24 protein-coding genes and 1 pseudogene are annotated in these 25382 nt (G+C 60.0%); 11 read left to right on the forward strand and 14 right to left on the reverse strand.

Annotated features, from left to right (window positions below; genetic code table 11):
* Positions 1-47: 47 nt before the first annotated feature.
* Complete coding sequence (locus AABM55_RS01140) at positions 48-431, reverse strand: PaaI family thioesterase (RefSeq protein WP_347928594.1); 384 nt, start codon at positions 429-431, stop codon at positions 48-50.
* Positions 431-2755 (reverse strand): Tex family protein, encoded by a 2325-nt coding sequence (locus tag AABM55_RS01145; protein ID WP_347928595.1) that lies wholly within the window; start codon positions 2753-2755, stop codon positions 431-433. The genes AABM55_RS01140 and AABM55_RS01145 overlap by 1 nt, the downstream gene beginning before the upstream one ends.
* A gap of 361 nt (positions 2756-3116) precedes the next feature.
* On the opposite strand from AABM55_RS01145, the gene ompR reads away from it, so the two are divergent.
* Both ompR and AABM55_RS01155 read left to right on the forward strand, forming a co-directional pair.
* Positions 3117-3857 (forward strand): two-component system response regulator OmpR, encoded by a 741-nt coding sequence (ompR, locus tag AABM55_RS01150; protein ID WP_054595095.1) that lies wholly within the window; start codon positions 3117-3119, stop codon positions 3855-3857.
* A 108-nt stretch (positions 3858-3965) separates the two neighbouring features.
* Positions 3966-5279 (forward strand): ATP-binding protein, encoded by a 1314-nt coding sequence (locus AABM55_RS01155; protein WP_054595096.1) that lies wholly within the window; start codon positions 3966-3968, stop codon positions 5277-5279.
* Between the two features lie 167 nt (positions 5280-5446).
* Here AABM55_RS01155 and rimK read toward each other — a convergent pair whose 3' ends face one another.
* A complete protein-coding gene (rimK, locus tag AABM55_RS01160) occupies positions 5447-6352 on the reverse strand; it encodes a 30S ribosomal protein S6--L-glutamate ligase (protein ID WP_054595097.1) in 906 nt (301 codons plus the stop codon).
* The gene (locus tag AABM55_RS01165; RefSeq protein ID WP_054595098.1) at positions 6349-6831 is read right to left on the reverse strand and encodes an ATP-dependent zinc protease; all 483 of its coding nucleotides are present in this window, start codon (positions 6829-6831) and stop codon (positions 6349-6351) included. Before AABM55_RS01165 ends, rimK begins: the two co-directional genes overlap by 4 nt.
* 219 nt (positions 6832-7050) lie before the next feature.
* On the opposite strand from AABM55_RS01165, the gene AABM55_RS01170 reads away from it, so the two are divergent.
* From AABM55_RS01170 to AABM55_RS01180, 3 genes are all read left to right on the forward strand, one after another.
* Complete coding sequence (locus tag AABM55_RS01170) at positions 7051-7458, forward strand: S4 domain-containing protein (RefSeq protein ID WP_347928596.1); 408 nt, start codon at positions 7051-7053, stop codon at positions 7456-7458.
* Positions 7459-7789: 331 nt separating this feature from the next.
* Complete coding sequence (hslO, locus tag AABM55_RS01175; protein ID WP_347928597.1) at positions 7790-8692, forward strand: Hsp33 family molecular chaperone HslO; 903 nt, start codon at positions 7790-7792, stop codon at positions 8690-8692.
* Between the two features lie 179 nt (positions 8693-8871).
* Entirely contained in the window at positions 8872-10413 is a 1542-nt protein-coding gene (locus tag AABM55_RS01180) for a phosphoenolpyruvate carboxykinase (RefSeq protein ID WP_347928598.1), read from the forward strand.
* Between the two features lie 133 nt (positions 10414-10546).
* On the opposite strand, the gene AABM55_RS01185 is transcribed toward AABM55_RS01180, so the two are convergent.
* From AABM55_RS01185 to AABM55_RS01200, 4 genes and pseudogenes are all read right to left on the reverse strand, one after another.
* Positions 10547-10909 (reverse strand): DUF1493 family protein, encoded by a 363-nt coding sequence (locus AABM55_RS01185; protein ID WP_347928599.1) that lies wholly within the window; start codon positions 10907-10909, stop codon positions 10547-10549.
* Between the two features lie 31 nt (positions 10910-10940).
* A pseudogene (locus tag AABM55_RS01190) lies at positions 10941-11146 on the reverse strand (YhfG family protein).
* Positions 11147-11260: 114 nt separating this feature from the next.
* A complete protein-coding gene (locus tag AABM55_RS01195; RefSeq protein ID WP_054595104.1) occupies positions 11261-11557 on the reverse strand; it encodes a hypothetical protein in 297 nt (98 codons plus the stop codon).
* Positions 11558-11763: 206 nt separating this feature from the next.
* Positions 11764-12045, reverse strand: a complete 282-nt coding sequence (locus tag AABM55_RS01200) for a hypothetical protein (protein ID WP_347928600.1) — start codon at positions 12043-12045, stop codon at positions 11764-11766.
* Between the two features lie 309 nt (positions 12046-12354).
* Here AABM55_RS01200 and AABM55_RS01205 point away from each other — a divergent pair, with 309 nt between their 5' ends.
* The 4 genes from AABM55_RS01205 (at position 12355) to AABM55_RS01220 (ending at position 17340) form a co-directional block, all read left to right on the forward strand.
* Positions 12355-13530, forward strand: coding sequence for a tetratricopeptide repeat protein (locus AABM55_RS01205; protein WP_347928601.1), 1176 nt, complete (start codon positions 12355-12357; stop codon positions 13528-13530).
* A 67-nt stretch (positions 13531-13597) separates the two neighbouring features.
* Complete coding sequence (locus AABM55_RS01210; protein WP_347928602.1) at positions 13598-14728, forward strand: polysaccharide deacetylase family protein; 1131 nt, start codon at positions 13598-13600, stop codon at positions 14726-14728.
* Positions 14729-14899: 171 nt separating this feature from the next.
* The gene (locus AABM55_RS01215; RefSeq protein WP_347928603.1) at positions 14900-16834 is read left to right on the forward strand and encodes an ATP-dependent DNA helicase RecQ; all 1935 of its coding nucleotides are present in this window, start codon (positions 14900-14902) and stop codon (positions 16832-16834) included.
* A 74-nt stretch (positions 16835-16908) separates the two neighbouring features.
* The gene (locus tag AABM55_RS01220; protein ID WP_347928604.1) at positions 16909-17340 is read left to right on the forward strand and encodes a thioesterase family protein; all 432 of its coding nucleotides are present in this window, start codon (positions 16909-16911) and stop codon (positions 17338-17340) included.
* Positions 17341-17404: 64 nt separating this feature from the next.
* Here the strand turns inward: AABM55_RS01220 and AABM55_RS01225 are convergent, their stop codons facing one another.
* The 5 genes from AABM55_RS01225 to yrfG form a co-directional block, all read right to left on the reverse strand.
* Positions 17405-17890, reverse strand: coding sequence for a glycine zipper domain-containing protein (locus AABM55_RS01225; RefSeq protein ID WP_347928605.1), 486 nt, complete (start codon positions 17888-17890; stop codon positions 17405-17407).
* Positions 17891-18177: 287 nt separating this feature from the next.
* Positions 18178-20526 (reverse strand): FdhF/YdeP family oxidoreductase, encoded by a 2349-nt coding sequence (locus AABM55_RS01230; RefSeq protein ID WP_347928606.1) that lies wholly within the window; start codon positions 20524-20526, stop codon positions 18178-18180.
* Entirely contained in the window at positions 20523-21362 is an 840-nt protein-coding gene (gene fdhD / locus AABM55_RS01235; RefSeq protein WP_054595112.1) for a formate dehydrogenase accessory sulfurtransferase FdhD, read from the reverse strand. The genes AABM55_RS01230 and fdhD overlap by 4 nt, the downstream gene beginning before the upstream one ends.
* A 94-nt stretch (positions 21363-21456) precedes the next feature.
* Complete coding sequence (locus tag AABM55_RS01240; RefSeq protein WP_347928607.1) at positions 21457-22344, reverse strand: LysR family transcriptional regulator; 888 nt, start codon at positions 22342-22344, stop codon at positions 21457-21459.
* 202 nt (positions 22345-22546) lie between these two features.
* Positions 22547-23209: a GMP/IMP nucleotidase gene (yrfG, locus tag AABM55_RS01245; protein ID WP_347928608.1), complete on the reverse strand. Its 663-nt coding sequence runs from the start codon at positions 23207-23209 to the stop codon at positions 22547-22549.
* Between the two features lie 88 nt (positions 23210-23297).
* Between yrfG and nudE the strand changes: the two genes are divergently transcribed.
* Together nudE and cysQ are read left to right on the forward strand one after the other, a co-directional pair.
* On the forward strand, positions 23298-23864 hold the full coding sequence (gene nudE / locus AABM55_RS01250; RefSeq protein ID WP_054595115.1) for an ADP compounds hydrolase NudE: 567 nt from the start codon (positions 23298-23300) through the stop codon (positions 23862-23864).
* Positions 23861-24697, forward strand: coding sequence for a 3'(2'),5'-bisphosphate nucleotidase CysQ (cysQ, locus tag AABM55_RS01255; protein WP_347928609.1), 837 nt, complete (start codon positions 23861-23863; stop codon positions 24695-24697). The genes nudE and cysQ overlap by 4 nt, the downstream gene beginning before the upstream one ends.
* A gap of 184 nt (positions 24698-24881) precedes the next feature.
* Here cysQ and AABM55_RS01260 read toward each other — a convergent pair whose 3' ends face one another.
* Entirely contained in the window at positions 24882-25337 is a 456-nt protein-coding gene (locus tag AABM55_RS01260; RefSeq protein ID WP_103318221.1) for a YiiD C-terminal domain-containing protein, read from the reverse strand.
* Positions 25338-25382: the final 45 nt, after the last annotated feature.

The raw sequence follows: 25382 nt of genomic DNA on the forward strand, positions 1-25382 counted from the left end.
GCGCAGCTTTCGCAGCGCCGAAATTAACTCAAATTGATGATGCGCATCTACAGGACAGCGAACGTGCCTTGTGCTTTTGCGACCAGTTTGTCGCCTTGCATCACATCGGCTTCGACCACGAGCGTGCGCCGGCCCGGGTGAATCACCTGCGCCGTGCACATCACCTCGCCTTCAGCCACGGCGCGGATGTAGTTGATCTTGCACTCGATGGTTGCGCTCTGCTGGTCAAAACCATGGGAACTGGAACAAGCCAGCCCCATGGCAATGTCCACCAGACTGAACAACGCCCCGCCGTGCAGCTTGCCGCCGCGATTACGCAGCTGCGGCTCAAGCGCCAGGGCGACTTGCGCCACCCCGACCTCAAGACTGTGCAAGCGGCAACCCAGCAGCTTGAAAAAAGCGCTTTCGGTCAACCCCGCAGGGATTTCCATCAGCGTTTCTTCAGCTGCTTGGCATTGGCGAACAGCGACGCCATGGCATTGTTGCCTGGAGCGGCTGCCGTGGTTTCTTTACGCGGTGCAGGGTTCGAAGACTGACGCGGCGCTGAACCTGGACGCGCGCCACGAGCGCCGTCGATCTTCTCACCCGGGGTGTCGCTCATGCGCATCGACAGACCCACACGTTTACGCGGGATGTCGACTTCCATGACCTTGACCTTGACCACGTCACCGGCTTTCACCGCTTCACGCGGATCCTTGATGAATTTCTCCGAAAGCGCGGAGATATGTACCAAACCGTCCTGATGCACGCCGATATCGACGAAGGCACCGAAGTTGGTCACGTTGGTCACCACGCCTTCGAGGATCATCCCCAGCTGCAAGTCCTTGAGGTCTTCGACGCCTTCCTGGAACTCGGCAGTCTTGAACTCTGGACGCGGGTCACGGCCCGGCTTTTCCAGTTCTTGCAGGATGTCGGTGACCGTTGGCAGACCGAAGGTTTCGTCGGTGTACTTCTTCGGATCGAGACGCTTGAGGAAAGCGGCGTCGCCGATCAGCGAACGGATATCGCGGTCGGTTTCAGCGGCGATGCGTTGCACCAGCGGGTAGGCTTCCGGGTGAACCGCGGAGGAGTCCAGCGGGTTATCACCGTTCATCACGCGCAGGAAGCCGGCGGCCTGTTCGAAGGTCTTTTCGCCGAGACGGGCGACTTTCTTCAAGGCAGCGCGGGTTTTGAACGCACCGTTTTCATCACGGTGGGTCACGATGTTCTGCGCCAGGGTCGCGTTGAGGCCGGAAATGCGGGCCAGCAGCGCAACGGAGGCGGTGTTCACGTCGACGCCAACGGCGTTCACGCAGTCCTCGACCACCGCGTCCAGGCCACGCGCCAGTTTCAACTGCGACACGTCGTGCTGGTACTGGCCGACACCGATGGATTTCGGATCGATTTTCACCAGCTCGGCCAGCGGGTCTTGCAAGCGACGGGCAATCGACACCGCGCCACGGATCGACACGTCGAGGTCCGGGAATTCCTTGGAGGCCAGTTCCGAGGCCGAGTACACCGAAGCGCCGGCTTCGGAGACCATGACCTTGGTCATTTTCATCGCTGGGTATTTTTTGATCAGGTCCGCGGCGAGCTTGTCGGTTTCACGGCTGGCAGTGCCGTTGCCGATGGCAATCAGGTCCACCGAGTGCTTGGCGCACAGGGCGGCGAGCACGGCGATGGTCTGGTCCCACTTGTTGTGCGGCACGTGCGGGTAAACCGTGGCGTGATCCAGCAGCTTGCCGGTGGCGTCGACCACCGCCACCTTGCAACCGGTGCGCAGGCCCGGGTCCAGGCCCAGCGTGGCACGTGGGCCGGCGGGAGCGGCCAGCAGCAAGTCGTGCAGGTTGTGCGCGAACACGTTGATCGCCTCGGTCTCGGCGCCGTCGCGCAGCTCGCCGAGCAGGTCGGTTTCCAGGTGGGTGTAGAGCTTGACCTTCCAGGTCCAGCGCACCACTTCACCGAGCCATTTGTCGGCTGGGCGGTTCTGGTTGGCGATGCCGAATTGCTGACCGATCATGCCCTCGCACGGGTGCATGGTGCCCGGCAGCTCGTCACCGACTTTCAGTGCGGAGCTGAGAATGCCTTCGTTGCGGCCACGGAAAATCGCCAGGGCGCGGTGCGATGGCATGCTTTTCAGCGGTTCGTCGTGTTCGAAATAGTCGCGGAACTTGGCGCCTTCTTCTTCCTTGCCGGCGATCACGCGGGCACTGAGCGTGGCTTCCTGCTTCAGGTAATTGCGCAACTTGTCGAGCAGGTTGGCGTCTTCGGCGAAGCGTTCCATGAGGATGTACTTGGCGCCTTCGAGGGCCGCCTTCACATCCGCCACGCCTTTTTCGGCGTTGACGAAGCGTGCGGCTTCGGTGTCTGGCGTCAGGTTCGGGTCGTTGAACAGGCCGTCGGCCAGTTCGCCAAGGCCGGCTTCCAGGGCGATCTGGCCCTTGGTGCGGCGTTTTTGCTTGTACGGCAGGTACAAGTCTTCGAGGCGGGTCTTGGTGTCGGCGAGTTTGATATCGCGCTCGAGTTGCGGGGTCAGCTTGCCTTGCTCTTCGATGCTGGCAAGGATGCTGATGCGCCGTTCGTCGAGTTCTCGCAGGTAGCGCAGACGCTCTTCCAGATGACGCAATTGCGTGTCATCGAGGCTGCCGGTCACTTCTTTCCGGTAGCGGGCGATGAAGGGCACCGTGGCGCCTTCATCGAGTAGCGCGACGGCCGCTTCGACCTGTTGTGGGCGTACACCGAGTTCCTCGGCGATGCGGCTGTTGATGCTGTCCATAAAACCACCTGACAAATTGTGAAAGCAGGCTCGCGGGCGCAGGGAATAAGGCCCGGCGAGTCTGGTTGAGCGGCCTGGCGAGCGCCGCTACCTGGATCAAAAGGCATCCCATTGACCCGTGGAATCGAACAATTACTGCCGGGCGATGAAAAATAAAAAGCCGCCACCGGCAGTAACGATCAGACGTTGCCCGACACAAAAGGCCGCGCATTATAACCGCCGTTCTGCCCGATGGGGGCATCGCAGGCTGTAGGCATAAAGGCCATGTCGCTGGCGGTAGAGGAAAAATCTGCTAACAATGCACACGGTGCGTATAACGGCAGCTACGCCATAATGCGCACCGAGATCAAAGGAGCATCCAATGAGCAGCACTGCACAAACTGCTGAAGGCGAAAAAATTCTTATCGTTGACGACGATCCGGGGCTCAGCAGCCTGCTGGAACGTTTTTTCGTCAGCAAGGGCTATCGTGCCCGCGCCGTACCGAACACCGAACAGATGGATCGTTTGCTGGCGCGTGAAGTGTTCAACCTGGTCGTCCTCGACCTGATGTTGCCCGGCGAAGACGGCCTGACTGCGTGCCGTCGTTTGCGTGGCGCAAACAATCAGATTCCGATCATCATGCTGACCGCCAAGGGCGATGAGCTGAGCCGTATCAAGGGCCTGGAACTGGGTGCCGACGATTACCTGGCCAAGCCGTTCAACCCGGACGAGCTGATGGCGCGTGTCAAAGCGGTCCTGCGTCGCCAGTCGGCTCCCGTACCGGGCGCACCGGGCAGCGAAGACGAAAGCGTGACCTTCGGTGATTACGAATTGTCGCTGGCGACTCGCGAACTCAAGCGCGGCGACGAAGTACACATGCTCACTACCGGTGAATTCGCGGTGCTCAAGGCGTTGGTGATGAATGCGCGTCAACCACTGACCCGCGACAAGCTGATGAATCTGGCCCGTGGCCGCGAATGGGATGCCCTTGAGCGTTCCATCGACGTCCAGATCTCCCGCCTGCGCCGGATGATCGAGCCTGATCCATCGAAACCACGCTACATTCAAACGGTCTGGGGCGTGGGTTACGTGTTCGTTCCGGACGGCACCGCGACCAAGTGATCGGTGATTTGTAGGAGCGGGTCAGCCGGGTAACGTGTCACCCGGTTGATTCGCGATCCGCAACTCTGCGAGCTTCGCTCGCTCCTGCAAAGTATGTAGCGGTTGTCTATGAAAACCCCCGTGTGGTTCCCCCAAAGTTTCTTCTCTCGCACCCTCTGGCTGGTGCTGATCGTCGTGCTGTTTTCCAAGGCGCTGACCCTGGTTTATCTGTTGATGAACGAGGACGTGCTGGTGGATCGCCAATACAGTCACGGTGTCGCGCTGACCTTGCGTGCCTACTGGGCTGCGGACGAAGAAAACCGGGCAAAGATTGCCGATGCCGCGACACTGATTCGTGTGGTGGGCGCCGGTGTTCCCGAGGGTGAACAGCATTGGCCCTATAGCGAAATCTACCAACGACAGATGCAGGCCGAACTGGGTGCCGACACCGAAGTGCGATTGCGCATGCACGCACCGCCGGCGCTTTGGGTTCGGGCCCCGAGCCTGGGTGACGGCTGGTTGAAAGTGCCGCTGTACCCGCATCCGTTGCGTGGCCAGAAAATCTGGAACGTACTCGGCTGGTTTCTCGCCATCGGCTTGTTATCCACCGCTTCGGCGTGGATTTTCGTCAGCCAGCTCAACCAACCGCTCAAGCGGCTGGTCGATGCCGCCCGGCAACTGGGCCAGGGGCGTAGCGTGCGCCTGCCGATCAGCGACACACCGAGCGAAATGACCGAGGTCTATCGGGCGTTCAACCAGATGGCGGAAGACGTTGAACAGGCCGGCCGCGAACGTGAATTGATGCTCGCCGGGGTATCACACGACCTGCGCACACCGTTGACCCGCTTGCGTCTGTCGTTGGAGCTGATGGGTAATCACAGCGACCTGAGCGACGACATGGTGCGTGACATCGAAGACATGGACGCGATTCTCGACCAGTTCCTGGCATTCATTCGCGATGGTCGGGACGAGTCGGTCGAGGAAGTCGACCTGAGTGATCTGGTGCGCGAAGTAGCGGCGCCTTACAACCAGAACGAGGAGCGGGTGCGCTTGCGTCTGGAGCCGATCCAGCCATTCCCGTTGCGCCGGGTCTCGATGAAACGTCTCTTGAACAACCTGATCGGCAACGCCTTGCATCACGCTGGCAGCGGCGTTGAGGTGGCGGCGTATGTTTCGGGCGACGTCAGCGCACCTTACGTGGTGCTGAGCGTCATGGACCGTGGCGCCGGGATCGATCCGTCAGAGCTGGAAGCGATCTTCAACCCGTTCACCCGTGGCGACCGCGCGCGGGGCGGCAAGGGCACCGGGCTAGGGCTGGCCATCGTCAAGCGGATTGCGTCGATGCATGGCGGCAACGTTGAACTGCGCAACCGCTCCGGTGGCGGCCTGGAAGCGCGAGTGCGGTTGCCGCTTGGGCTGATGTTGCCGAGGGATGCTGTCTAACGGCAGGTCGCGATCCTTGTGGCGAGGGAGCTTGCTCCCGCTCGGTTGTGCAGCAACCGCAAAACCAGCGATTGTGTTTAACCTGATCCAGCACAACCGCTGCATTTGGGAGTCCTTCGGCCTCCAGCGGGAGCAAGCTCCCTCGCCACCATGGGACTGGCCGAGCGCTAGCCTTTTCCTTTGGTCCGCGTCATATTCGGCCCGCCGTTCTTCTCGATGTGCTGAATGATGATCCCCGCCACGTCTTTGCTGGTGGTGGTTTCGATCCCTTCCAGCCCTGGCGACGAGTTCACTTCCATCACCAGCGGCCCATGGTTGGAACGCAGGATATCCACACCCGCCACGCTCAAACCCATGACCTTGGCCGCACGCAGCGCGGTCATGCGCTCTTCGGGGGTGATCTTGATCAGGCTGGCGCTACCGCCACGGTGCAGGTTGGAACGGAACTCGCCGGGCTTGGCCTGACGCTTCATCGCGGCGATCACCTTGTCGCCGACCACGAAGCAGCGAATGTCCGCGCCGCCGGCTTCCTTGATGTATTCCTGAACCATGATGTTCTGCTTGAGGCCCATGAACGCCTCGATCACCGACTCCGCCGCCGTCGCCGTTTCACACATCACCACGCCGATGCCCTGAGTGCCTTCCAGCACCTTGATCACCAACGGTGCGCCGTTGACCATTTCGATCAGGTCGGGAATGTCGTCCGGCGAGTGAGCAAAACCGGTGACCGGCAAACCGATACCGCGACGAGAAAGCAATTGCAGCGAGCGCAGTTTGTCCCGCGAGCGGGCGATGGCCACCGACTCGTTGAGCGGGAACACGCCCATCATTTCGAACTGGCGCAACACCGCGCAGCCGTAAAAAGTTACCGAGGCGCCGATCCGCGGGATCACAGCGTCAAAGCCTTCCAGCGGCTTGCCGCGGTAGTGGATCTGCGGCTTATGACTGGCGATGTTCATATAGGCGCGCAGGGTATCGATCACCACCATCTCATGGCCGCGTTCGGTGCCGGCTTCAACCAAACGACGAGTGGAATACAGACGCGGGTTCCGCGACAGCACAGCGATCTTCATGCAACACCTGTGGAAGAGGTAGTGGACACCGGGAACACCGGCTTGTCTTGAACGTATTTAATGCCTGGATTGACCACCAATTGGCCGTCGATCAGGGCTTTGGAACCGAGCAGCAGGCGATAACGCATGGACTTGCGGCAGGCGAGGGTGAACTCCACTCGCCAAACCCGATCGCCGAGCGCCAGGGTGGTACTGATCACGTAACGCACCTGTGCTTGGCCGTTGGAGCTTTTAATGGTCTTCATCGTCACCAACGGCGCTTCGCAGCGGCGGTGACGCAACTGCACCACCGTGCCCAGGTGCGCGTTGAAACGCACCCACGTTTCCCCGTCGCGCTCGAACGGCTCGATTTCGGTGGCATGCAGGCTGGAGGTGCTGGCGCCGGTGTCGATCTTCGCCCGCAGGCCCGCAACTCCCAAATCAGGGAGCGCCACCCACTCGCGCAGACCCACAACGGTCAAATGGTCAAATGTCTTCAAATGTGCTCAACCGGTGAGGAACCGTTCGCACCGCAAAGCGGCCGAATTTGCGGTATTCACGCAGAATAAAGGTTAAAAGGCGACAGATATCTACGGCCCGGATTTTCGGCTGCCGAGCAAGGCCCGATAGCGTCGCGCATTGTATGCTGAACCGGCGAAATTCATGGCACGACAGAAACGGTAGTACAGTTCAGAAATATTTCAGAATGAGGAAAACCCATGGCACAAAAAAACGAAGAGGACGACAAAGTCCGTCTCGATAAGTGGTTGTGGGCGGCGCGCTTCTACAAAACCCGTGCGTTGGCCAAATCAGCGATCGAAAGCGGCAAGGTGCATTGCCGGGGGGAGCGCTGCAAGCCGGGCAAGGAACCGAGGATTGGTGACGAGTTTCAGATTCGCGCAGGTTTCGATGAGCGTACCGTGGTGGTCCAGGCACTCTCGATCGTCCGCCGTGGCGCCCCTGAGGCCCAGACGTTGTACGTTGAGACCGAAGCCAGTATCGCCAAACGCGAAAACGCCGCAGCCCAGCGCAAGGCCGGCGCCCTGGGCGTCAGCACCGACGGCAAACCGAGCAAGAAACAGCGCCGGGACCTGTTCAAGTTTCATGGCAGCAACGCTGGCGAGTAATCGCGCTTTTGTGGCGAGGGAGCTTGCTCCCGCTGGCCGGTCCGCGTTCGGGCGAAGCAGCCGTAAACCCAGCTTCCGGGTAGTACCTGACCTCACCGCGTTGGCCGGGTCTGGGAGTCCTTCGGCCTCCAGCGGGAGCAAGCTCCCTCGCCACAGGCTAACGGGGCTAAACTAGCGAGCATCGTTACGTCGCGGTTCGAGCTTGCTTGGAACAAACCCGGATTGTTCATAAAATGCCTGCCATGGCCAATATTAATGCACCGAAACGGTGCGCAAGGCGCGGCTTTCAGCCCTTGTCATCCTTTAGTCTTCACTTCAGATACCCAGACCTATGACTGATCTACCGGATACCGACTTCACCCAACGCTTCATCTTCGATGACAGCGACACCCGCGGCGAGCTGGTGGCGTTGGAGCGTAGCTATGCCGAAGTCCTCGCCAAACATCCCTATCCGGAGCCGGTCGCGCAACTGCTTGGCGAACTGATGGCGGCTGCGGCGCTGCTGGTCGGCACCTTGAAGTTCGATGGCTTGCTGATCCTGCAGGCGCGTTCCGAAGGCCCGGTGTCGCTGTTGATGATCGAGTGCTCCAGCGAGCGTGAAATCCGTGGTCTGGCCCGTTACGACGTAGACCTGATCGCCGCTGACGCGACTCTGGCCGACATGATGCCCGACGGCGTGCTGGCGCTCACCGTCGACCCGACCCAGGGCCAGCGTTACCAGGGCATCGTCGACCTCGACGGCGCGACCCTGGCCGACTGCTTCACCAACTATTTCGTCATGTCGCAGCAAGTCGGCACGCGCTTCTGGCTGCACGCCGATGGCCGTCGCGCCCGTGGTCTGCTGCTGCAACAGCTGCCGGCCGACCGCCTGAAAGACGAAGAAGAACGTGCCGCCAGCTGGCAGCACATCACCGCGCTGGGCAGCACCCTGACCGCCGATGAATTGCTGAGCCTGGACAACGAAACCATCTTGCATCGTCTCTACCACGAAGAGCAGGTGCGCCTGTTTGATGTGCAGAAACTACGCTTCCATTGCAGTTGCTCGCGTGAGCGTTCTGCAAACGCGCTGTCCAGCCTGGGTCAGGAAGATGCTCAGGCACTGGTCGTCGAGCACGGTGGCCACATCGAAATCGACTGCCAGTTCTGCAACCAGCGCTACCTGTTCGATGCGGCCGATATCACCCAATTGTTCGCCGGAGCGGGTGTCGATACGCCGTCAGATACCCGTCACTAAAACGCTTCAGCGCAGGTAAATTCACTGGTAAACGCCGGAATAACGCCGTCCTGACGGGAGGGCCCTACTATTTTTGGGCTTTTCTGGCATAATCCGGCCCACTTTTTTAGCGGTAGTAGTGCGCGACTTTCTACTACAAAACGTTTGGAGCACTCGGCCACTGGCCGACGGGGAACCTCATGACGCAAGCCAATAATGCTGTGTACACCGATCTGAGTGTTGATGATCTGGTTAAAGAAGCCCTGAGTCGCGGTGAGGGCGAGCTTGCCGATACCGGCGCGCTGGTCGTTCGCACCGGTCACCGTACCGGTCGTTCGCCAGTCGACCGTTTCATTGTTGAAGAGCCGACCACTCAGGCCGCCATCGCCTGGGGCCCGATCAACCGCAAGTTCCCGGCCGACAAGTTCGATGCCCTGTGGGCTCGTGTTGAGGCGTTCAACAACGCGCAAGAGCATTTCGTTTCCCACGTGCACGTAGGTTCGGCTGAAGAGCATTACCTGGCCGTGAAAATGACCACCCAGACTGCCTGGCAGAATCTGTTCGGTCGTTGCCTGTTCATCAACCCGGCGAAGTACAACCCGGCTGGTCGTGAAGAGTGGCAAGTTCTGAACGTCGCCAACTTCGAGTGCGTGCCAGAGCGTGACGGCACCAACTCCGACGGCTGCGTGATCATCAACTTCGCGCAGAAGAAAGTGCTGCTCGCCGGCATGCGTTACGCCGGTGAAATGAAGAAAGCCATGTTCTCGGTGCAGAACTTCCTGCTGCCGGCCGCCGACGTGCTGCCAATGCACTGCGCCGCCAACATCGGCGAAGAGGGCGACGTGACCCTGTTCTTCGGTCTGTCCGGCACCGGCAAGACCACCCTGTCCGCCGACGAAAGCCGTTACCTGATCGGTGACGACGAACACGGCTGGGGCGAGGGCGTGGTGTTCAACATCGAAGGCGGTTGCTATGCCAAGTGCATCGACCTGTCCGAGAAGAACGAGCCGGTCATCTGGAAAGCCATCAAGCACGGCGCCGTCCTGGAAAACGTCGTGATCGACGACGCCAAGCACGCCGACTACACCGATGTCAGCCTGACCCAGAACAGCCGCGCCGCCTACCCGCTGGAGCACGTTGCCAAGCGTTCCGAGAAGAACCTGGGCGGCGAGCCAAACGCAGTGATCTTCCTGACCTGCGACCTGACCGGCGTGCTGCCGCCAGTGTCGATCCTCAATGAAGAACAAGCGGCCTACCACTTCCTGTCTGGCTACACCGCGCTGGTGGGCTCGACCGAAATGGGTTCGGGCAGCGGCATCAAGTCGACCTTCTCCACCTGCTTCGGCGCACCGTTCTTCCCGCGTCCGGCTGGCGAATACGCAGAACTGCTGATCAAGCGCATCCGCGGCTTCGGCTCCAAAGTCTACCTGGTCAACACCGGCTGGACCGGCGGCGGCTACGGCGTCGGCAAGCGCTTCAACATCCCGACCACCCGCGCGGTGATCGCAGCGATCCAGAGCGGCGCGCTGATCGGTGCAGCCACCGAACACCTCGACACCATCAACCTCGACGTGCCATTGGCTGTGCCAGGCGTTGAAACCGGCCTGTTGAACCCACGCAACACCTGGGCTGACAAGGCTGCTTACGATGAGGCTGCCAAGGCGCTGGCCGGTCTGTTCATCGAGAACTTCAAGAAGTTTGAAGTGAGCGACGCGATCAAGGCTGCTGGGCCGAAGTTGTAAGTATCGGTAGTGGTTTGAGGTAAGAGAAAGCCGCCCTTAGGGGCGGCTTTTTTGCGGGCGCAATTCAGGCCAGCGGAGGTAGAACTACCAATATTCCAGCTGAAAAGGCACTAAACGGCCAGAATAATGGCACTTATGTGTTCGGCTTGCCTTCCAGTTCCTGCGTTTCCCAGCGTTGCGCCCTGATGGCCTGGTAGAGCATGCCAATGGTCAGCGGGACTTTGTCGCCGCGTCCCTTGGCCCGTCGTTTGAGAAACACGTCAAAGCCTTCGGGCTGAAAGTAGCGATAGGCGTCGTAGTCGACGAAGTCGATAGCGAACTGTTCTTCCAGAGCTTCCATCAGGTGTCGTGCATCCGAGCCGTCGCAGCCGAGGTCGAAATTGATCGCGGTACTGAGGCTGATTGTTTTTCGTTCGGGCAGGCCGAGTTCTTCGTGCAGCAGCTGCATGAGTAACTGCATGGCGTTGTCGTCGGGGAAGTTGGGGGCGAGGTTCATTGCGGGGCGTCCGGTTGGGCTTAGGCGGATCTTATTGGTCGTCAGGCTTGGGGGGAAGGGCGAATGGTGGCGGTTCTTCTTGTCGGAACTTTGCGAGTACTTCTTCTCGTGTAGGGAGTGGTTTGTCGAGGTCCGCCGGGAGGTGTCGAATCCTGCGAGACGCAGACTGGCCAGGTAGTTGGATCGGCGGACCTTTTCGTAATGCGCTTGTTTTTGTTTGAAGGTTAATTGGCTCATGACGGCAGTCTCGGGGCTGCTGTTTCTTTCATTTATGTCTGAAAACAAGCGGTGCGTTCATCGCTGGCAAGCCAGGCTCCTACAGGAACGTGGCGTGCCAGCGCGTGTGGTGTGTCAGGCCGGCGCTTTCCAGTTCAGCATGCGTTGTTGGGCGACCTGGAGCAGGTCGCGGCCGTCCTGAGTCAGCAGGTAGAGGGCGTGGGTGATGTGCGGAATGTCTTTGACGTCGCCGTGTTTGAAGCATTGGCAGTGCAAGGTTTCGAGTAGATCACTGGAGGCGCGGATGCGTTGTAGCGCGGCTTCGAGGATGTCTTGCGGGTCGGCCTCTGTGTCGATGATCAGGGGCGAGGTATCAGTGAGGTTGGTTTGAAGTGGACGGTAACGGTCTACAAACGGATTTAATGTGGTCATTGAGGAGCGCCTCTATTTAACGGAAATGTGTGCCTCTCGTCCGGGTGACCAAACCCGGTCGCTGATTTTGCAGCGACGCTAACGACTATAGGTGTGGTGTGCCGGCTGGCGATAGCCGACAAGGAGCACGAGGTTGTAGGACGGGGACGAAGATTGGTAAGGCCGTGTCTATCGGTCTGTCCGCCGACGTAGGACGTCTCGTTTTTTTAGCTCGCCATCCGCTGCCGAGCCACCTCAAGCAACTCACTCCCATCCTGAGTCAGCAGATACAGCGCATTGACGATATTCGGAATGTCTTTCACATCTGCTTGCTTGAAGCACAGGCAATAAAGCGTTTCGAGCAGGTCGCTGGAGGCGCGGATGCGTTGTCGGGCGGCGTCCAGGATGGCGTGGGGGTTGGCTTCGGTGTCGATGACCAGCACCGGGGTTTCGCTGTAGCTGGTTTTGAGTGGGCGATAGCGGTTGTTAGACGGATCGAGTGGGTTCATTGAACGTGTCCTGTAGGAAGTCACGACGTCGCTCCTGCAGGCCGACACACGGGGTTTAGCCGCGCCGCAAACTATAGAACCCGATCCCGAAGTCTCGCAAGACAGCCCGAATGGACAGGTTTTGTAGGGGGTTTACTTGCTCTTAAGGCTGGGGACTACACATAGCCCGAGGTTTTTTACAGCGATTCCCTTAGAGGTCAATTTTCCTACGCGATTGTCAGGCGAAACGCGGCAAATTTCGGTATGGTGCGCGCCAGAATCCGTAGGGCGTTTCTAGACGTCTGTTTAAACACTTAAAGGGAATTAGGTATGCGATTGCATCGTATGGCTTCGATTTTGTCGCTGTGGGCCGCTTTTGGCTCGGCGCAGGCTGAACAACTGCCGATCGAGGTGTTGAGTGCGGTGGTCAAGGATCAGAAGATCGCCGACGCTGAAGTGCTGTTGCAACGCAACGGCGCGCAGAACGTGGTGGGGCGTACCAATGCTCAGGGCCAGGTCAGCCTGACCGCCGATTTTGCCGATGACGCCAGCAACCTGCTGATCATCAAGAAGCCGGGTTACTCCAACCTGGTGGTCAAGTGCCCGTGCAAGGGCATGACCTATGCCGTCAGCCCGGTGATGACCAACCTCGACGGCCTGCGAGTGGTGCTGACCTGGGGCGCAACCCCGCGGGACCTCGACTCGCATATGATCTTCCCCGGCAACAACATCTACTTCGGCAGCAAGCAGGGCACCGACGCTCATCTGGATGTCGATGACACCACCAGCTATGGCCCGGAAACCATCACCCTGGAGAAAAAGCACTACGGTGAGAGCTACGTTTACGCCGTGCATGACTTCAGTAACGGCGGTAATCCAAGCTCGCGTGCGCTCTCCGACAGCCAGGCCAAAGTGTTCGTGTACATGGGCCAATCGCTGGTACGCACTTACTACGTGCCGCAAAACCGCAGTGGCAATCTGTGGACCGTATTCCGCATGACCGGCAGCGGCGATTTCCAGGACATCAATAACTTCACGGGCTCGCAGGTCGATGCCAAGAACGTATTGAACGAAGTCTCGCCGTTGCTCGATGACAGCATGGCCGTCACTGCCGTGGCGGTCAGTGCTTCGGCACTGTCGGATGCGAAAAGCCTGAACCAGAAAGGCGAAGCGGCCTACCACGCCGGCGACCTGCCGCAGGCGATCGACTTCTATCGTCAGGCTATCGAACTGAACAACGGTTTCGGTCAGGCCTACAGCAACCTGGGTCTGGCGTATCAGAAGGCCGGCAACACTGCCGAGTCGATCTGGGCCAACCGCAAGGCTATCGCTCTGGCCAGCGGCAATTCGGCTGCCACTGTTCGCGCCAGTTCCTACTACAACATCGCCCGTATCTATGAAGCGGCGAATCAGTTCCCCGACGCATTGCGTCATTACCAGTTGGCCAAGCAGCAAAAAGCCAACCCGGTGTATGACAAGGCGATCGAGCGCGTGCAAAACCGCTGATCGGTTTGCGTTGAGTTGACCCCACAACGCGCCGCTATCGGCGCGTTGTGCATTTAAGGAGCTGGGTATGCGGTTGCGGGCTTTTACTTTTTTACTGCTCGGTTGCCTGTGGGCAAACACTGCGCAGGCGGTGGGTGCGGCGGTATTCGCGACGATTGATCGTGGCGGCTGGCCAGGTTCGCTGGCCACTGAGGCGGGTTTTGATACGGCCTCGCGCGCCGAGATGCTGATGTTCGGCAAGGCGTTGCTGGCCAGCGAAGCACTGGACGAAAACGCCCTCAAGCAGCGTTTGGGTGTGAAGCAAGTCGAGTTCAAATCCGTGGAGCAGGTGCGCCAGCGTTTCTGGGACCGGCTATTGAGCAACTACCGCAGCGCCAGCCAGAACTGCGAGGCCGAGCTGTTTTGTCCACAGGTGCGTGGTCTCGACGATTTGCGTCAGCAGGCGGCTAGCTTCACCGGCGAGGTCGTCCCGGCCTATGCCGCATGGGCTTCGGTCAGCCGGGTATTTCACGAGCAGTATTTGAACGAGCAACTGCGTCTGGCCGCGTTGTTCCCGAGGATCAGCAGCGAGATCGAGCGCTTCGACAGCGCCGAACTGACCGGCGATGAGCTGGCCGACCGACAGTTTCTGCTGACGTTCGACGATGGCCCGAGTGGCATCGACAAGCACACCGATACCGTGGCCAATGTGCTGCGGGCCAACGATTTGCACGGCGTGTTCTTTGTGCTCGGCGAGCCCTTTCAGGCACGCTTGCGTCAATCTTCGCCAGACAAAATGCGCGAGTTGTACCGAGGCCAGTGCGTTGCCCTGCATGGCTGGGAGCACAAATCCCACAGCGCCTGGAGCGAGTGGCAATCGTCGATCAACCGTTCGGTGACGCTGGTACGCGGTACGGTTCCGGATGACTATCAGTCGTTGTTTCGCCCACCGTATGGCCAGCGTCGCAGCGATAGCGCCGGGTTCTTCAAGGCTCAGGGGCTGAAAGTGATGCTTTGGGGCATCGACTCCCAGGACTGGAGCAAACAGATCAACGCAGACGCCGCGACCCAACGTGTGCAGACCCTGATGCTGCTATGGCGCCGCGGGATCATCCTGTTCCATGACATCCACGACAAGGCACCGAAGGCCGTTCCCGCGTTGATTGCGGCGAATCAGCGCAACGGTGTGAAGTGGGTCGACTGTCGGGCCCAAATGTAGGCTCGACTCATTCGTTTACGATCGTTCCACGTCCGGCGCGGAACGATCGATGCTCTTGCGACACGCCCTCCCTGTATCATTCCGTATCTCTTTAGCGCCCGACCTTTTCTCGACTCGCTGCTTTGGCCGGCTAGGCTTTCGGCATGGCAGCAGTCAACGGAGTGACAGCTTATGCACAACACCCTCGAACAGGTCTTTGGTTATCCACAGTTCCGGCCCGGCCAGGAGGCGGCGGTCAGTGCAGTGTTGGCCGGGCGCTCGGCGGCGGCGATTTTTCCGACCGGGTCTGGCAAATCCTTGTGCTATCAGTTGCCGGCCTTGTTGCTGCCGCACCTGACACTGGTGGTGTCGCCGTTGCTGGCGTTGATGCAGGACCAATTGGCGTTCTTGCAGCGTCACGGCATTGCCGCGGCGAGTATCGATTCGGCGCAGAGCCGCGATGACGCCAACGAGGTGATGGCGCGGGCGCGTTCCGGCGAATTGAAGATCCTGATGATTTCCGTGGAGCGCTTGAAGAACGAGCGCTTTCGCAACTTTTTGCAGCAGGTGCCGATCTCGTTGCTGGTGGTGGACGAGGCGCACTGTATCTCCGAGTGGGGCCACAACTTCAGGCCCGACTATTTGAAACTGCCGGACTACCAGCGCCAGTTCAACATCCCGCAAGCCTTGCTACTGACCGCCACTGCCACGCCCAAGGTGATCGCCGACATGCAGGCGAAATTCGCTATCGCGGCGAACGATGTGGTGACCACCGGTTTCTATCGGCCCAACCTGAATTTGCTGGTTGAACCGGTGCGTGGCCAGGACAAGCGCCGGCGTCTGGTGGAGTGGATGAGCCAGCGTGCCGGGCAGCCGAGCATCGTCTACGTGACCTTGCAGAAAACCGCCGAACAGATTGCCCAGCACCTGAGCCAAAACGGTCTTCAGGCCGAGGCCTATCACGCCGGTTTGCCCCACGAACAACGGGAAGCCATTCAGCGTCGGTTCATGGGCGGGCAGTCCAATTGCATCGTCGCCACCATCGCGTTCGGGATGGGTATCGACAAGAGCGATATCCGCAACGTGGTGCATTTTGACCTGCCGAAATCCATCGAAAACTACAGTCAGGAAATTGGCCGTGCCGGGCGTGACGGGCAGCCTTCCGACTGTCTGGTGCTGGCCAACCGCGACAGCCTCAACGTGTTGGAAAACTTCGTGTACGGCGACACGCCGGAGCTGGACGGCATCCGCTGTGTGCTCGACGAACTGCAAGCGGCCGCGCCAGATGGGCAGTGGGAGTTTTTACTGGGACCGCTGGCTGACCAGAGCAATATCCGCCAATTGCCGCTCAAGACCTTGCTGGTGCAACTTGAACTCAAAGGCTTGATCGCCCCGCGTTACGCCTACTTTGCCGAATACCGTTTCAAGTTCCTGCTGGAGCCTGAAGCCTTGTTGGCACGTTTTGAAGGCGAGCGACGGGACTTTGTCGCGGCGATCATCCAGACCTCCAGCCGTGCGCGAACCTGGGCCACGGTAAATTTCGAGGCGCTGTACCAGCAGCATCTGGCCGAGCGCAACCGGGTAGTCAAGGCGCTGGATTACTTCCAGGAGAAGGGCTGGGTCGAGCTGGAAAGCAAGCAGATGACCGAGGTCTACAGCCTGCTGTTGACGGACTTCGATGCTCAGGTATTGAGCGCCGAGTTGCATAGCTATTTCACGCAACATGAACGTGCCGAAATTGCCCGGATTCACGCGATGCTCGATCTGTTCGCCACCGAGCACTGCCTGGGTTATCGATTGGCGCAGTACTTCGGCGACGACAATGCGCCGCAGCAGTGCGGGCATTGCTCGGTGTGTCATGGGCAGGTTGCCCGCCTGCCGGAACCGCCTGAGCTGCCGGCGCTTGTGGATAAAAACTTCGAGTCGCTGTGTGGCGACTTTATCCACAGGCATGAGGCGTACAACGGAGATCTACCGGGTGCGGAACGGCTGACGCGATTCTTGTGCGGTATCAGCGTGCCGTTGTTTACCAAGCTCAAGGCGCGAGCGATTCCGGGGTTTGCAGCGCTGGAGGATTATCCATATGCCGAGGTACGCGAGTGGGCCGAAGCGAATCTGACTGACTGAACTGTCACTCATGTAGGAGCGGGCCGGGCGGTTTTCGCCTTAGACTGGCTGTTCAATTCCAGGAACCGACACTGATGTCCAACCCGATACCCCAGCGCTCCGACTACCGCTACTTCCAGCCGATCATCACCCGCTGGCACGACAACGATGTCTATGGCCATGTGAATAACGTGACCTATTACAGTTTCTTCGACACGGCGGTGAATACTTATCTGATCGAAGTCGGTGGTCTGGATATTCACGGCGGTGAAGTGGTGGGGTTTGTGGTGAGTTCGGCGTGCGATTACTTCGCCTCGATCGCTTTTCCCGAGCGCATTGAAATCGGTTTGCGGGTGGGCAAGTTGGGCAGCAGTTCGGTGCAATACGAATTGGCGGTGTTCAAGGCCGGGGAAGCGGACGCCTGTGCGGCAGGACGCTTTGTGCATGTATTTGTGGATCGGGCCTCGAATCAGCCGGTGGCGATTCCTGCCGGGTTACGCAGGGCGTTGGAGCGGTTGCTGGTGTGAAACGAAAAATCGCAGCCCGAGGGCTGCGATTTTTTGGAGTCCGTTGCGTGACACTACTCGAGTATCAGTCGCGATAGTACCGGTGGTGATGCTTGCGATGGCCGTAAGCATGGCCACGGCCAGGGTGGTCATCATCGTCGCGGTAGTAACGGCGGCCACCACGGTCACGACCGCCACGGTCTTCGTCATAGCTGCTGTTGCCCATATGGTTACCCAGCGCACCACCCACGCCACCGCCGGCGGCTGCGCCGATCAGGCTGCCTGTGGTGCCGCCCATGCTGCGGCCGACCACGTTACCGCCGGCTGCGCCGAGCGCACCACCGATGGCAGCTTCGCCACGGCTGTGTCTGTTGGCACCTACCGCACTACCGCCGGCGCCGCCCAGGGCTGCACCAATGGTCGAGCCGGTGCTGCCACCCAGCGATTGACCAACCACTGAGCCAAGTACCCCGCCCAATGCGCCGCCAACACCTGCCTCGGCGGTGCCACCGGCAGATGCGGCGCCACTGATCAGGCCAAGGGACAACAAGAGAATCGAGGAGAACTTCATGAGAGGAGCCTCAAAGGGATGACGGCGCGATCCTGAGGCTGTGTCGCGATGGTTACAATAGAAATCCGACGAGTAACACGACTTGTGCACAATTTGCTAAGTTATTGTTTTATAGACGGAACTTAATGGATTTTCGCGGGTCTTTAGCTACTTGCGACAGGCCGCTTTGATACAAAAGCGGCCTTTTTTGTGGGCGTTTGGAAAGTGTTCTGACACCGGGTCAGTGAGGTGAACATAGTCCTGTGGCGAGGGAACTTGCTCCCTCGCCACAGAGGTTTGACTTTGTCTCAGGCAGACTTCGCCATGATCAACCCGGTTTCGCTTGCTGCTTCCAAACGGATCGCCACGAACTTGGAGGTCGGTGTGTGGCTGCCATCACCGATGCTTTCCAGCGGCACCAACGGGTTCACTTCCGGGTAGTAGGCGGCGGCTTGTCCGGCGGGAATATCGAACGCCAGCAAGGTGAAGCCTTTGACGCGGCGCTCACGGCCGTCATCCCAGATCGATACGATATCGGCTTTCTGCCCCGGTTTGAAACCCAGGCGGATGATGTCGGCTTCGTTGACGAACAGCACGTCACGCTGGCCTTTGACCCCACGATAACGGTCGTCGAGACCGTAAATGGTGGTGTTGTACTGATCGTGAGAGCGCATTGATTGCATGATCAGGTCTGGTAACTGCCCGGTGGCGCGGGTGCGCTCGTGCACCAGATCAGCTGGCAGGATGTTCGGGCGGAAATTGGCGCGGCCCGACGGCGTGTGCCAGCGCCGGGCACGTGCGCTGTTGCCGAGATAAAAGCCGCCCGGGTTCTCGATTTTCTGGTTGAAGTCCTTGAAGCCCGGAATAGTGTCGGCAATCAGTTCGCGGATACGGCGGTAATCGGCCACCAGCCAATTCCAGTCGACAGGCGTGGCGCCCAAGGTTGCGGCAGCGATGCCGGCGATGATCGACGGCTCCGAGCGCATCTGTTTCGACAACGGCTGCAGTTGGCCGTTGGAGGCGTGAACCATGCTGAACGAATCTTCAACGGTCACCGCTTGCGCCCCTTCGGTTTGCAAGTCGATGTCGGTGCGCCCGAGGCACGGCAGGATCAGCGCCTCTTTACCGTGCGCCAGATGGCTGCGGTTGAGCTTGGTGCTGATTTGCACGGTGAGGTCGCAATTGCTCAGGGCCTGGAAGGTCCGTGGGCTGTCCGGCGTGGCTTGGGCAAAGTTGCCGCCCAGACCGATGAAGACTTTCGAGCGACCGTCGAGCATCGCGTGGATGGCCTCGACCACGTTGTGACCGTTTTCACGCGGCACCTTGAACTGGAAGCGGCGCTCCAGCGCATCGAGGAAAAACGCCGGTGGGCGTTCGTTGATGCCCATGGTCCGGTCGCCTTGCACGTTGCTGTGCCCGCGCACCGGGCACAGGCCCGCGCCCGGCCGACCGATGTTGCCGCGCAGCAGCATCAGGTTGGCGATTTCCTGGATGGTCGGTACCGAGTGCCGGTGCTGGGTAATGCCCATGGCCCAGCACATGATCACGTTCTTGCCTTTGGCGTACATGCGCGCCGCTTGCTCGATCTCCTCCAGAGTCAGCCCGGACTGCTCGACGATCTGCTCCCATGAGGTGTCGTCGATTTCGCCCAGGTAGTCGAGCACGCTGACGGTGTGTTCGTTGAGGAAGTCGTGGTCGAACACCGATGGCGCGTCAGTTTGCTGCGCCTCGCGTTCCCATTGCAGCAGGAACTTGGCCATGCCGCGCAGCAGCGCCATGTCGCCGCCCAACGCTGGGCGGAAGTACGCGGTGTTGGTCGGCTTGTCACCGTTGGTGAGCATTTCGATCGGGTGCTGTGGGTGCTGGAAACGCTCCAGGCCACGCTCTTTGAGCGGGTTGATGCACACCACCTGAGCGCCGCGCTTCACTGCTTCGCGCAGAGGTTCGAGCATCCGTGGATGGTTGGTGCCGGGGTTCTGGCCCCAAACGAAAATCGCGTCCGCGTGTTCGAAGTCGTCGAAGGTCACGCTGCCTTTGCCGACACCAACACTCTGCGCCATGGCCACACCGCTGGCCTCGTGGCACATGTTCGAGCAGTCAGGGAAGTTGTTGGTGCCGAAAGCGCGGACGAACAGCTGATAGAGATACGCCGCTTCGTTGCTGGCGCGGCCCGACGTGTAGAACTCGGCCTGATTCGGACTCGGCAGGTTCTGCAGGTGTTTACCGATCAGCGCGAAGGCTGCTTCCCAGCTGATGGGAGTGTAGCGGTCGGTTTCGGCGTTGTAGCTCATCGGCTCGGTCAACCGGCCCTGGTATTCGAGCCAGTAGTCACTTTGTTCCAGCAGCGAGCTGACGCTGTGCTTGGCGAAGAACGCGGCATCGACCCGGCGCTTGGTGGCTTCCCAGTTGACCGCCTTGGCGCCGTTCTCGCAGAACATCACCATGCCCTTTTCCGGAGAATCGCCCCAGGCACAACCGGGGCAGTCGAAGCCGCCGTTCTGGTTGGTCTTGAGCATTATGCGGAGGTTTTTCAGCGCGTTATCACTGGTCAACCAGGCCTGGGCGACGCTGATCAGCGCGCCCCAGCCACCGGCTGGGCCTTTGTAGGGTTTGTAGCGGGGGACGGGTTTCTGGTCGGCTTGACGATGTTGACTCACGCTTGGTTCTCCGTCGCAGGGCTGTAGACCCGCGGCGCACTTTTTTGCGGCAGGTGGATAAGATTGAGGTTGTGCCGGCGTGCCCATTGCACGGCCAGGCCGGTGGGCGACGACAGGCTGACCAGGGTCTGGATGCCGGCGCGCAGCACTTTCTGGATCAGTTCGAGGCTGCAACGGCTGGTGACTATCACCAGTCCACCTGCCATCGGGATGTTCTGGCGGATCAGCGCGCCAATCAGCTTGTCGAGCGCGTTGTGCCGGCCGATGTCTTCACGGCCCAGTAGCAACTCGCCCTGGTTGTTCATGAACACAGCGGCGTGCACTGCGCCGCTGTATTGGCCCAATGGCTGGAATTCACCGATGCGCTGGCGCAGGCCTTCAAGCCATTGTGCGGGCGGTAAGGGGGCACCGGGCAATACGTTGAGTTGCGGCAAGGCTTGCTCTACCGCTTCGACGCCACAGAGTCCACAACCGCTGGTACCGGCCAGTTGCCGGCGCTGCTGCTTGAGGTTCCAGAACGCGCGGCTGGAAATACTGACCTGCGCGTACTGCGCCGAACCGGACCCGCTGAGTTGCAGGTCATAGAGGTCGGACACGTCACTGATGATCCCGCTACCCAGGCTGAAACCGACGATGAAGTCTTCCAGGTCACTCGGTGTCACCAGCATCACCGCCTGGCTGATGCCGTTGTAGGCGATTGCCAACGCCACTTCCTCAGCGAGCGCGGTGCTGGCTGATTCGCTATGGTCGAGGTTGCAATACTGATAGTTCTGACTGGCGGCTGGCGTGGGCATTTCGACGGCGGGCGCCCCGCAAACCGGACGCTTGGCTTTCATGGGGCAATACCGGCGGTTTATCCAGCCTTAAGCCTAGGCGCGTCAATGTGTCACGTCTAATCGCTATTACTGATCTACCGATAGATGGCGTCGATCAAGAGTTCGTAAGTGATTTCTGATAGTACGCGAAACACGCTTCAGCCAATGCCGAGCGCGGTGTACCGCGGCGCATGATCAGCCCCAGCCGGCCAAGGGTTTGCGCATTTTCAATCGGTTGCAGGCGCAAATGCTCGGTCAGTGTTTCGAGCCCGCCTTCCAGTGGCATCACTGCGCAACACAGGCCACCGTGCACAGCTTGCAACAATTGATGGACCGCGTCGGTCTGTAACAACGGCTGCGGGCTGAGACCACGGCTGTGGAAGTTGTGGTCGATGGACTGGCGAAAGTGCATGCCGCTGGTGAGCATGCCCAAGGGCAGCTCGATCAGAGCCTCCCAGCTCAAGGGCTTTTCACCGAAGCTGAAAAAGCGCTGGTCGTAGAGCAGGCCCATGCGGGTTTCGCTGAAGGCCAATGAATCGAAGCGCTCGCTGTCGAGGCGCTCGAGATAGGACACGCCGAGGTCCAGGCGATTGTTCGCCAAGTGTTCGAGGATTTGCTCCGAGCTCAAGGCCGAGAGTTCGAAACGCAGGTTCGGGTGTTCGGCGTGCAGTTTCTGCATCAGTGGCAGCGGATCAAAACTCGACAGCGGCACGACGCCCAGGCGCAAGGTGCCGACCAGGTTGCCGCGACAGGCTGCGGCCTCGGCCTGCAAGCCGTCACAGGCGGCCAGCACGGTGCGCGCCCAGGCCAGCACCCGCTCGCCCGGTGCGGTGAAACCTTCGAAGCGCTGGCCACGATTGACCAACGGCAGATCGAGTTCTTCTTCAAGGCTGCGCAAGCGCATCGACAGAGTAGGCTGAGTGATGTGGCAGCGCGCTGCGGCTTGGCCGAAGTGTCGGGTTTCGTCGAGGGCGATGAGGAATTTCAGCTGTTTGATGTCCATCGTCGCTCCGTGGCGCAGGCAAAGGGCGCGATTCTAGCGCTTGTGCCGAAGTTGAGTCATTGGTCGGGCACTGTGGATTTCTAGACCGTGTGATGGCCATCGCGAGCAAGCTTTGCTCCTACAGACGATTACGCGATCACACGATTACGCGATCACACGGTCCGTAGGAGCAAGGCTTGCCCGCGATGCAGGCGACTCGATCTCAGAGGCCTGCAAGGAGATCCCGATAATCCCCGACGGCTGCAAATTCCGCAGTGTCTTTCGGTTCTTTTCGGCTGTCCGGCTGGCTCACGGCCAACAGATGCGCCACGCCAAATTCCCGGGCGCTGCGCAGGATCGGTAATGTGTCGTCGATGAACAGGCTGCGGCGTGGGTCGAAGTCGATGTCTGCGTGCAAGGCGTCCCAGAATTGCGGGTTTTCCTTGGCGAAACCGTAATCGTGGGAGCTGATCAACCGCTCGAAGTAGGGCGCCAGTTCGACTTTTTCCAGCTTCAGCGACAATGAGTCACGGTGGGCGTTGGTGATCAGGATCACGCGCTTTCCGGCCTGCTTGATCGCTGCCAGAAAGGTATCGGCGTCCGGTCGCAATGCGATCAGATGGGCGGTCTCGAGTTTCAACTCGCGCACCGGCAGCTTCAGCTCAGCGCTCCAGAAGTCCAGGCAATACCACTGCAGCTGACCGGCGTTGCGCTCGAACAACGGCTGCAATTCCAGCTCGGCCATGGCCCGACTGACACCATGCAGCTCGGCATAACGCTTGGGCAGGTGTTCCATCCAGAAATGGTTGTCGTAGTGCAGGTCCAGCAGCGTGCCGTCCATATCCAGCAGAACGGTATCAATGTCGCGCCAGGGCAGTGATGGCATTGAAAACTTCTCCAGCGGTAAAAAGATATCCGACATAAACAATCAAGAAAGCCGCGTTATAGTACCGCGTTCACGCCAAGGAGCCGCCATGCGCCAGAAACCCGAAGTATTAGCCCGCGAGATCGTCGCCACCACCCGCTTGTTCTGCGTTGAAGAGGTGCAGTTGCGCTTTTCCAATGGCGTCGAGCGCACCTATGAGCGATTGGTCGGCAAGGGCGCGGGGTATGGCGCAGTAATGATCGTGGCGATGCTCGATTCCGACCACGCGGTGCTGGTTGAAGAATACTGCGGCGGAACCGATGCCTATGAACTGTCGTTGCCCAAGGGCTTGATCGAACCTGGCGAGGATGTGTTGGCAGCGGCCGAGCGTGAGCTCAAGGAAGAGGCCGGTTTTGGCGCCCGGCAACTGGAGCATCTGACCGAGCTGTCGCTGTCGCCCGGTTATATGAGCCAGAAAATTCAGGTGGTGTTGGCGACTGATTTGTACGAAGAAAGCCTTGAAGGCGATGAGCCAGAGCCGATGCGTGTGGACCGGGTCAATCTGCGAGAGCTCGCGGCGCTGGCGCAGAACCCGCAGTTCACCGAAGGCCGCGCCTTGGCGGCGTTGTACCTGGCCCGTGATTTATTGACCCAGCGTGGAGTGTTTCAACCGTGAGTGATTTCCCCCAGGTTCATCCTTTGCTGGCCCCCGTGGTCGAGTTGGCGTTGAAGGCCGGCGAAGTCATCCTGCCGTTCTGGCGCACAGGCACGGACGTGACCACCAAGGCTGACGATTCTCCGGTCACCGCCGCCGATCTCGCCGCTCATCATCTGATTCTGGCCGGGCTGACAGCACTTGATCCGAGCATCCCGGTGCTCTCGGAAGAAGACGCCAACATTGCGCAATCGGTGCGCGCCGGTTGGCAGCGCTGGTGGTTGGTCGACCCGTTGGATGGCACCAAGGAGTTCATTTCCGGCAGTGAAGAGTTCACTGTCAACATCGCGCTGATCGAACAGGGACGTGTGGTGTTTGGCGTAGTGTCGATGCCGACCAATGGCCGCTGCTACTTCGGTGGCGCCGGACTTGGGGCCTGGCGTGCCGACAAGGATGCTGCGCCGCTGCCGATACAGGTCCGTGACGTACTGCCTGCTGGCGAAGCGTTCACCGTGGTCGCCAGTCGTCGACATTCAAGCCCTGAGCAGGAGCGCTTGCTCGCTGGCTTGAGTGCCAGTCTGGGTGAGCTGCAACTGGCCAATATCGGCAGTTCGCTGAAGTTTTGCCTGCTGGCCGAAGGCGCGGCGGATTGTTACCCGCGTTTGGCACCAACCTCCCAGTGGGATACGGCTGCCGCACAAGGCGTGCTCGAAGGTGCGGGTGGCGAGGTGCTGGAGTTGAGCGGTGAGCCGTTCAGCTATCCGGCGCGAGAGTCGTTGCGCAATGCGTTTTTCCTGGCGCTGCCGGCCAAAGCCGCGTGGCGCGAGAAGCTGCTGGAACTGGCTCGCTCCTGAGCACACCGCAGCCTTGTGGCGAGGGGGCTTGCCCCCGTTCGGCTGCGCAGCAGTCGCAATACAGTCAATGGGGTTTAACGGATACCGTTCGGTGTCTGGGCTCGGGGTCGCTTCGCGCCCCAACGGGGGCAAGCCCCCTCACCACAAGTTTTGCGTAAACTTTGGCTGACCTCCTGCAAAGGGACTACCGATGCAGCACATACTGCCCGGTAAACGTCACCGCATCCTCATCGCTATCGACGTTGACGACCCGTGTATGCAACGCCAACCGCGCCCGGCCGTAGCGTTGGTACATCGCCAAAAACTTCCTCCACACTGCCGCACTTGGCGCCGTGCAAATGGCAATGGCATCGCCAGTGACCGGCAGCGGATAGCTGATCTGACCTTCCTGAATCACGATGTGCCCGCCCTCGACGCCTTCTTCGCGCAGGCGCAAATGCAGCCAGCCCCAACCCGCCAACACCGCGCCACAGTACAAACTACCGCCAAACATGGTGCTCTTGTGATTGACGTTGGCCGCCAGCGGCAAGTGCAGGCGTAATTGCCGGTCGTGCCAGTCGAGTACCTTGAGGCCCATATCCCGGGTGAGGGGAATGTCGCGATGGAGGACGGATTCAAGGTGACGGCTGTCGCGGTTCATGCACGGGCCTCGCAGTGTGGGACGCTTGGGTGAAGGTTAGTCGGC

This window comes from Pseudomonas helvetica (assembly GCF_039908645.1).
In the GTDB taxonomy this organism is placed as follows: domain Bacteria; phylum Pseudomonadota; class Gammaproteobacteria; order Pseudomonadales; family Pseudomonadaceae; genus Aquipseudomonas; species Aquipseudomonas helvetica.

Excerpts from the sequence above, each read along its gene's own strand:
- AABM55_RS01140 (WP_347928594.1), bottom strand. The coding sequence starts at position 431 with ATGGAAATCCCTGCGGGGTTGACCGAAAGCGCTTTTTTCAAGCTGCTG.
- AABM55_RS01145 (WP_347928595.1), bottom strand. The coding sequence starts at position 2,755 with ATGGACAGCATCAACAGCCGCATCGCCGAGGAACTCGGTGTACGCCCA.
- ompR (WP_054595095.1), top strand. The coding sequence starts at position 3,117 with ATGAGCAGCACTGCACAAACTGCTGAAGGCGAAAAAATTCTTATCGTT.
- AABM55_RS01155 (WP_054595096.1), top strand. The coding sequence starts at position 3,966 with ATGAAAACCCCCGTGTGGTTCCCCCAAAGTTTCTTCTCTCGCACCCTC.
- rimK (WP_054595097.1), bottom strand. The coding sequence starts at position 6,352 with ATGAAGATCGCTGTGCTGTCGCGGAACCCGCGTCTGTATTCCACTCGT.
- AABM55_RS01170 (WP_347928596.1), top strand. The coding sequence starts at position 7,051 with ATGGCACAAAAAAACGAAGAGGACGACAAAGTCCGTCTCGATAAGTGG.
- hslO (WP_347928597.1), top strand. The coding sequence starts at position 7,790 with ATGACTGATCTACCGGATACCGACTTCACCCAACGCTTCATCTTCGAT.
- AABM55_RS01180 (WP_347928598.1), top strand. The coding sequence starts at position 8,872 with ATGACGCAAGCCAATAATGCTGTGTACACCGATCTGAGTGTTGATGAT.
- AABM55_RS01185 (WP_347928599.1), bottom strand. The coding sequence starts at position 10,909 with ATGAACCTCGCCCCCAACTTCCCCGACGACAACGCCATGCAGTTACTC.
- AABM55_RS01195 (WP_054595104.1), bottom strand. The coding sequence starts at position 11,557 with ATGACCACATTAAATCCGTTTGTAGACCGTTACCGTCCACTTCAAACC.
- AABM55_RS01200 (WP_347928600.1), bottom strand. The coding sequence starts at position 12,045 with ATGAACCCACTCGATCCGTCTAACAACCGCTATCGCCCACTCAAAACC.
- AABM55_RS01205 (WP_347928601.1), top strand. The coding sequence starts at position 12,355 with ATGCGATTGCATCGTATGGCTTCGATTTTGTCGCTGTGGGCCGCTTTT.
- AABM55_RS01210 (WP_347928602.1), top strand. The coding sequence starts at position 13,598 with ATGCGGTTGCGGGCTTTTACTTTTTTACTGCTCGGTTGCCTGTGGGCA.
- AABM55_RS01215 (WP_347928603.1), top strand. The coding sequence starts at position 14,900 with ATGCACAACACCCTCGAACAGGTCTTTGGTTATCCACAGTTCCGGCCC.
- AABM55_RS01220 (WP_347928604.1), top strand. The coding sequence starts at position 16,909 with ATGTCCAACCCGATACCCCAGCGCTCCGACTACCGCTACTTCCAGCCG.
- AABM55_RS01225 (WP_347928605.1), bottom strand. The coding sequence starts at position 17,890 with ATGAAGTTCTCCTCGATTCTCTTGTTGTCCCTTGGCCTGATCAGTGGC.
- fdhD (WP_054595112.1), bottom strand. The coding sequence starts at position 21,362 with ATGAAAGCCAAGCGTCCGGTTTGCGGGGCGCCCGCCGTCGAAATGCCC.
- AABM55_RS01240 (WP_347928607.1), bottom strand. The coding sequence starts at position 22,344 with ATGGACATCAAACAGCTGAAATTCCTCATCGCCCTCGACGAAACCCGA.
- yrfG (WP_347928608.1), bottom strand. The coding sequence starts at position 23,209 with ATGCCATCACTGCCCTGGCGCGACATTGATACCGTTCTGCTGGATATG.
- nudE (WP_054595115.1), top strand. The coding sequence starts at position 23,298 with ATGCGCCAGAAACCCGAAGTATTAGCCCGCGAGATCGTCGCCACCACC.
- AABM55_RS01260 (WP_103318221.1), bottom strand. The coding sequence starts at position 25,337 with ATGAACCGCGACAGCCGTCACCTTGAATCCGTCCTCCATCGCGACATT.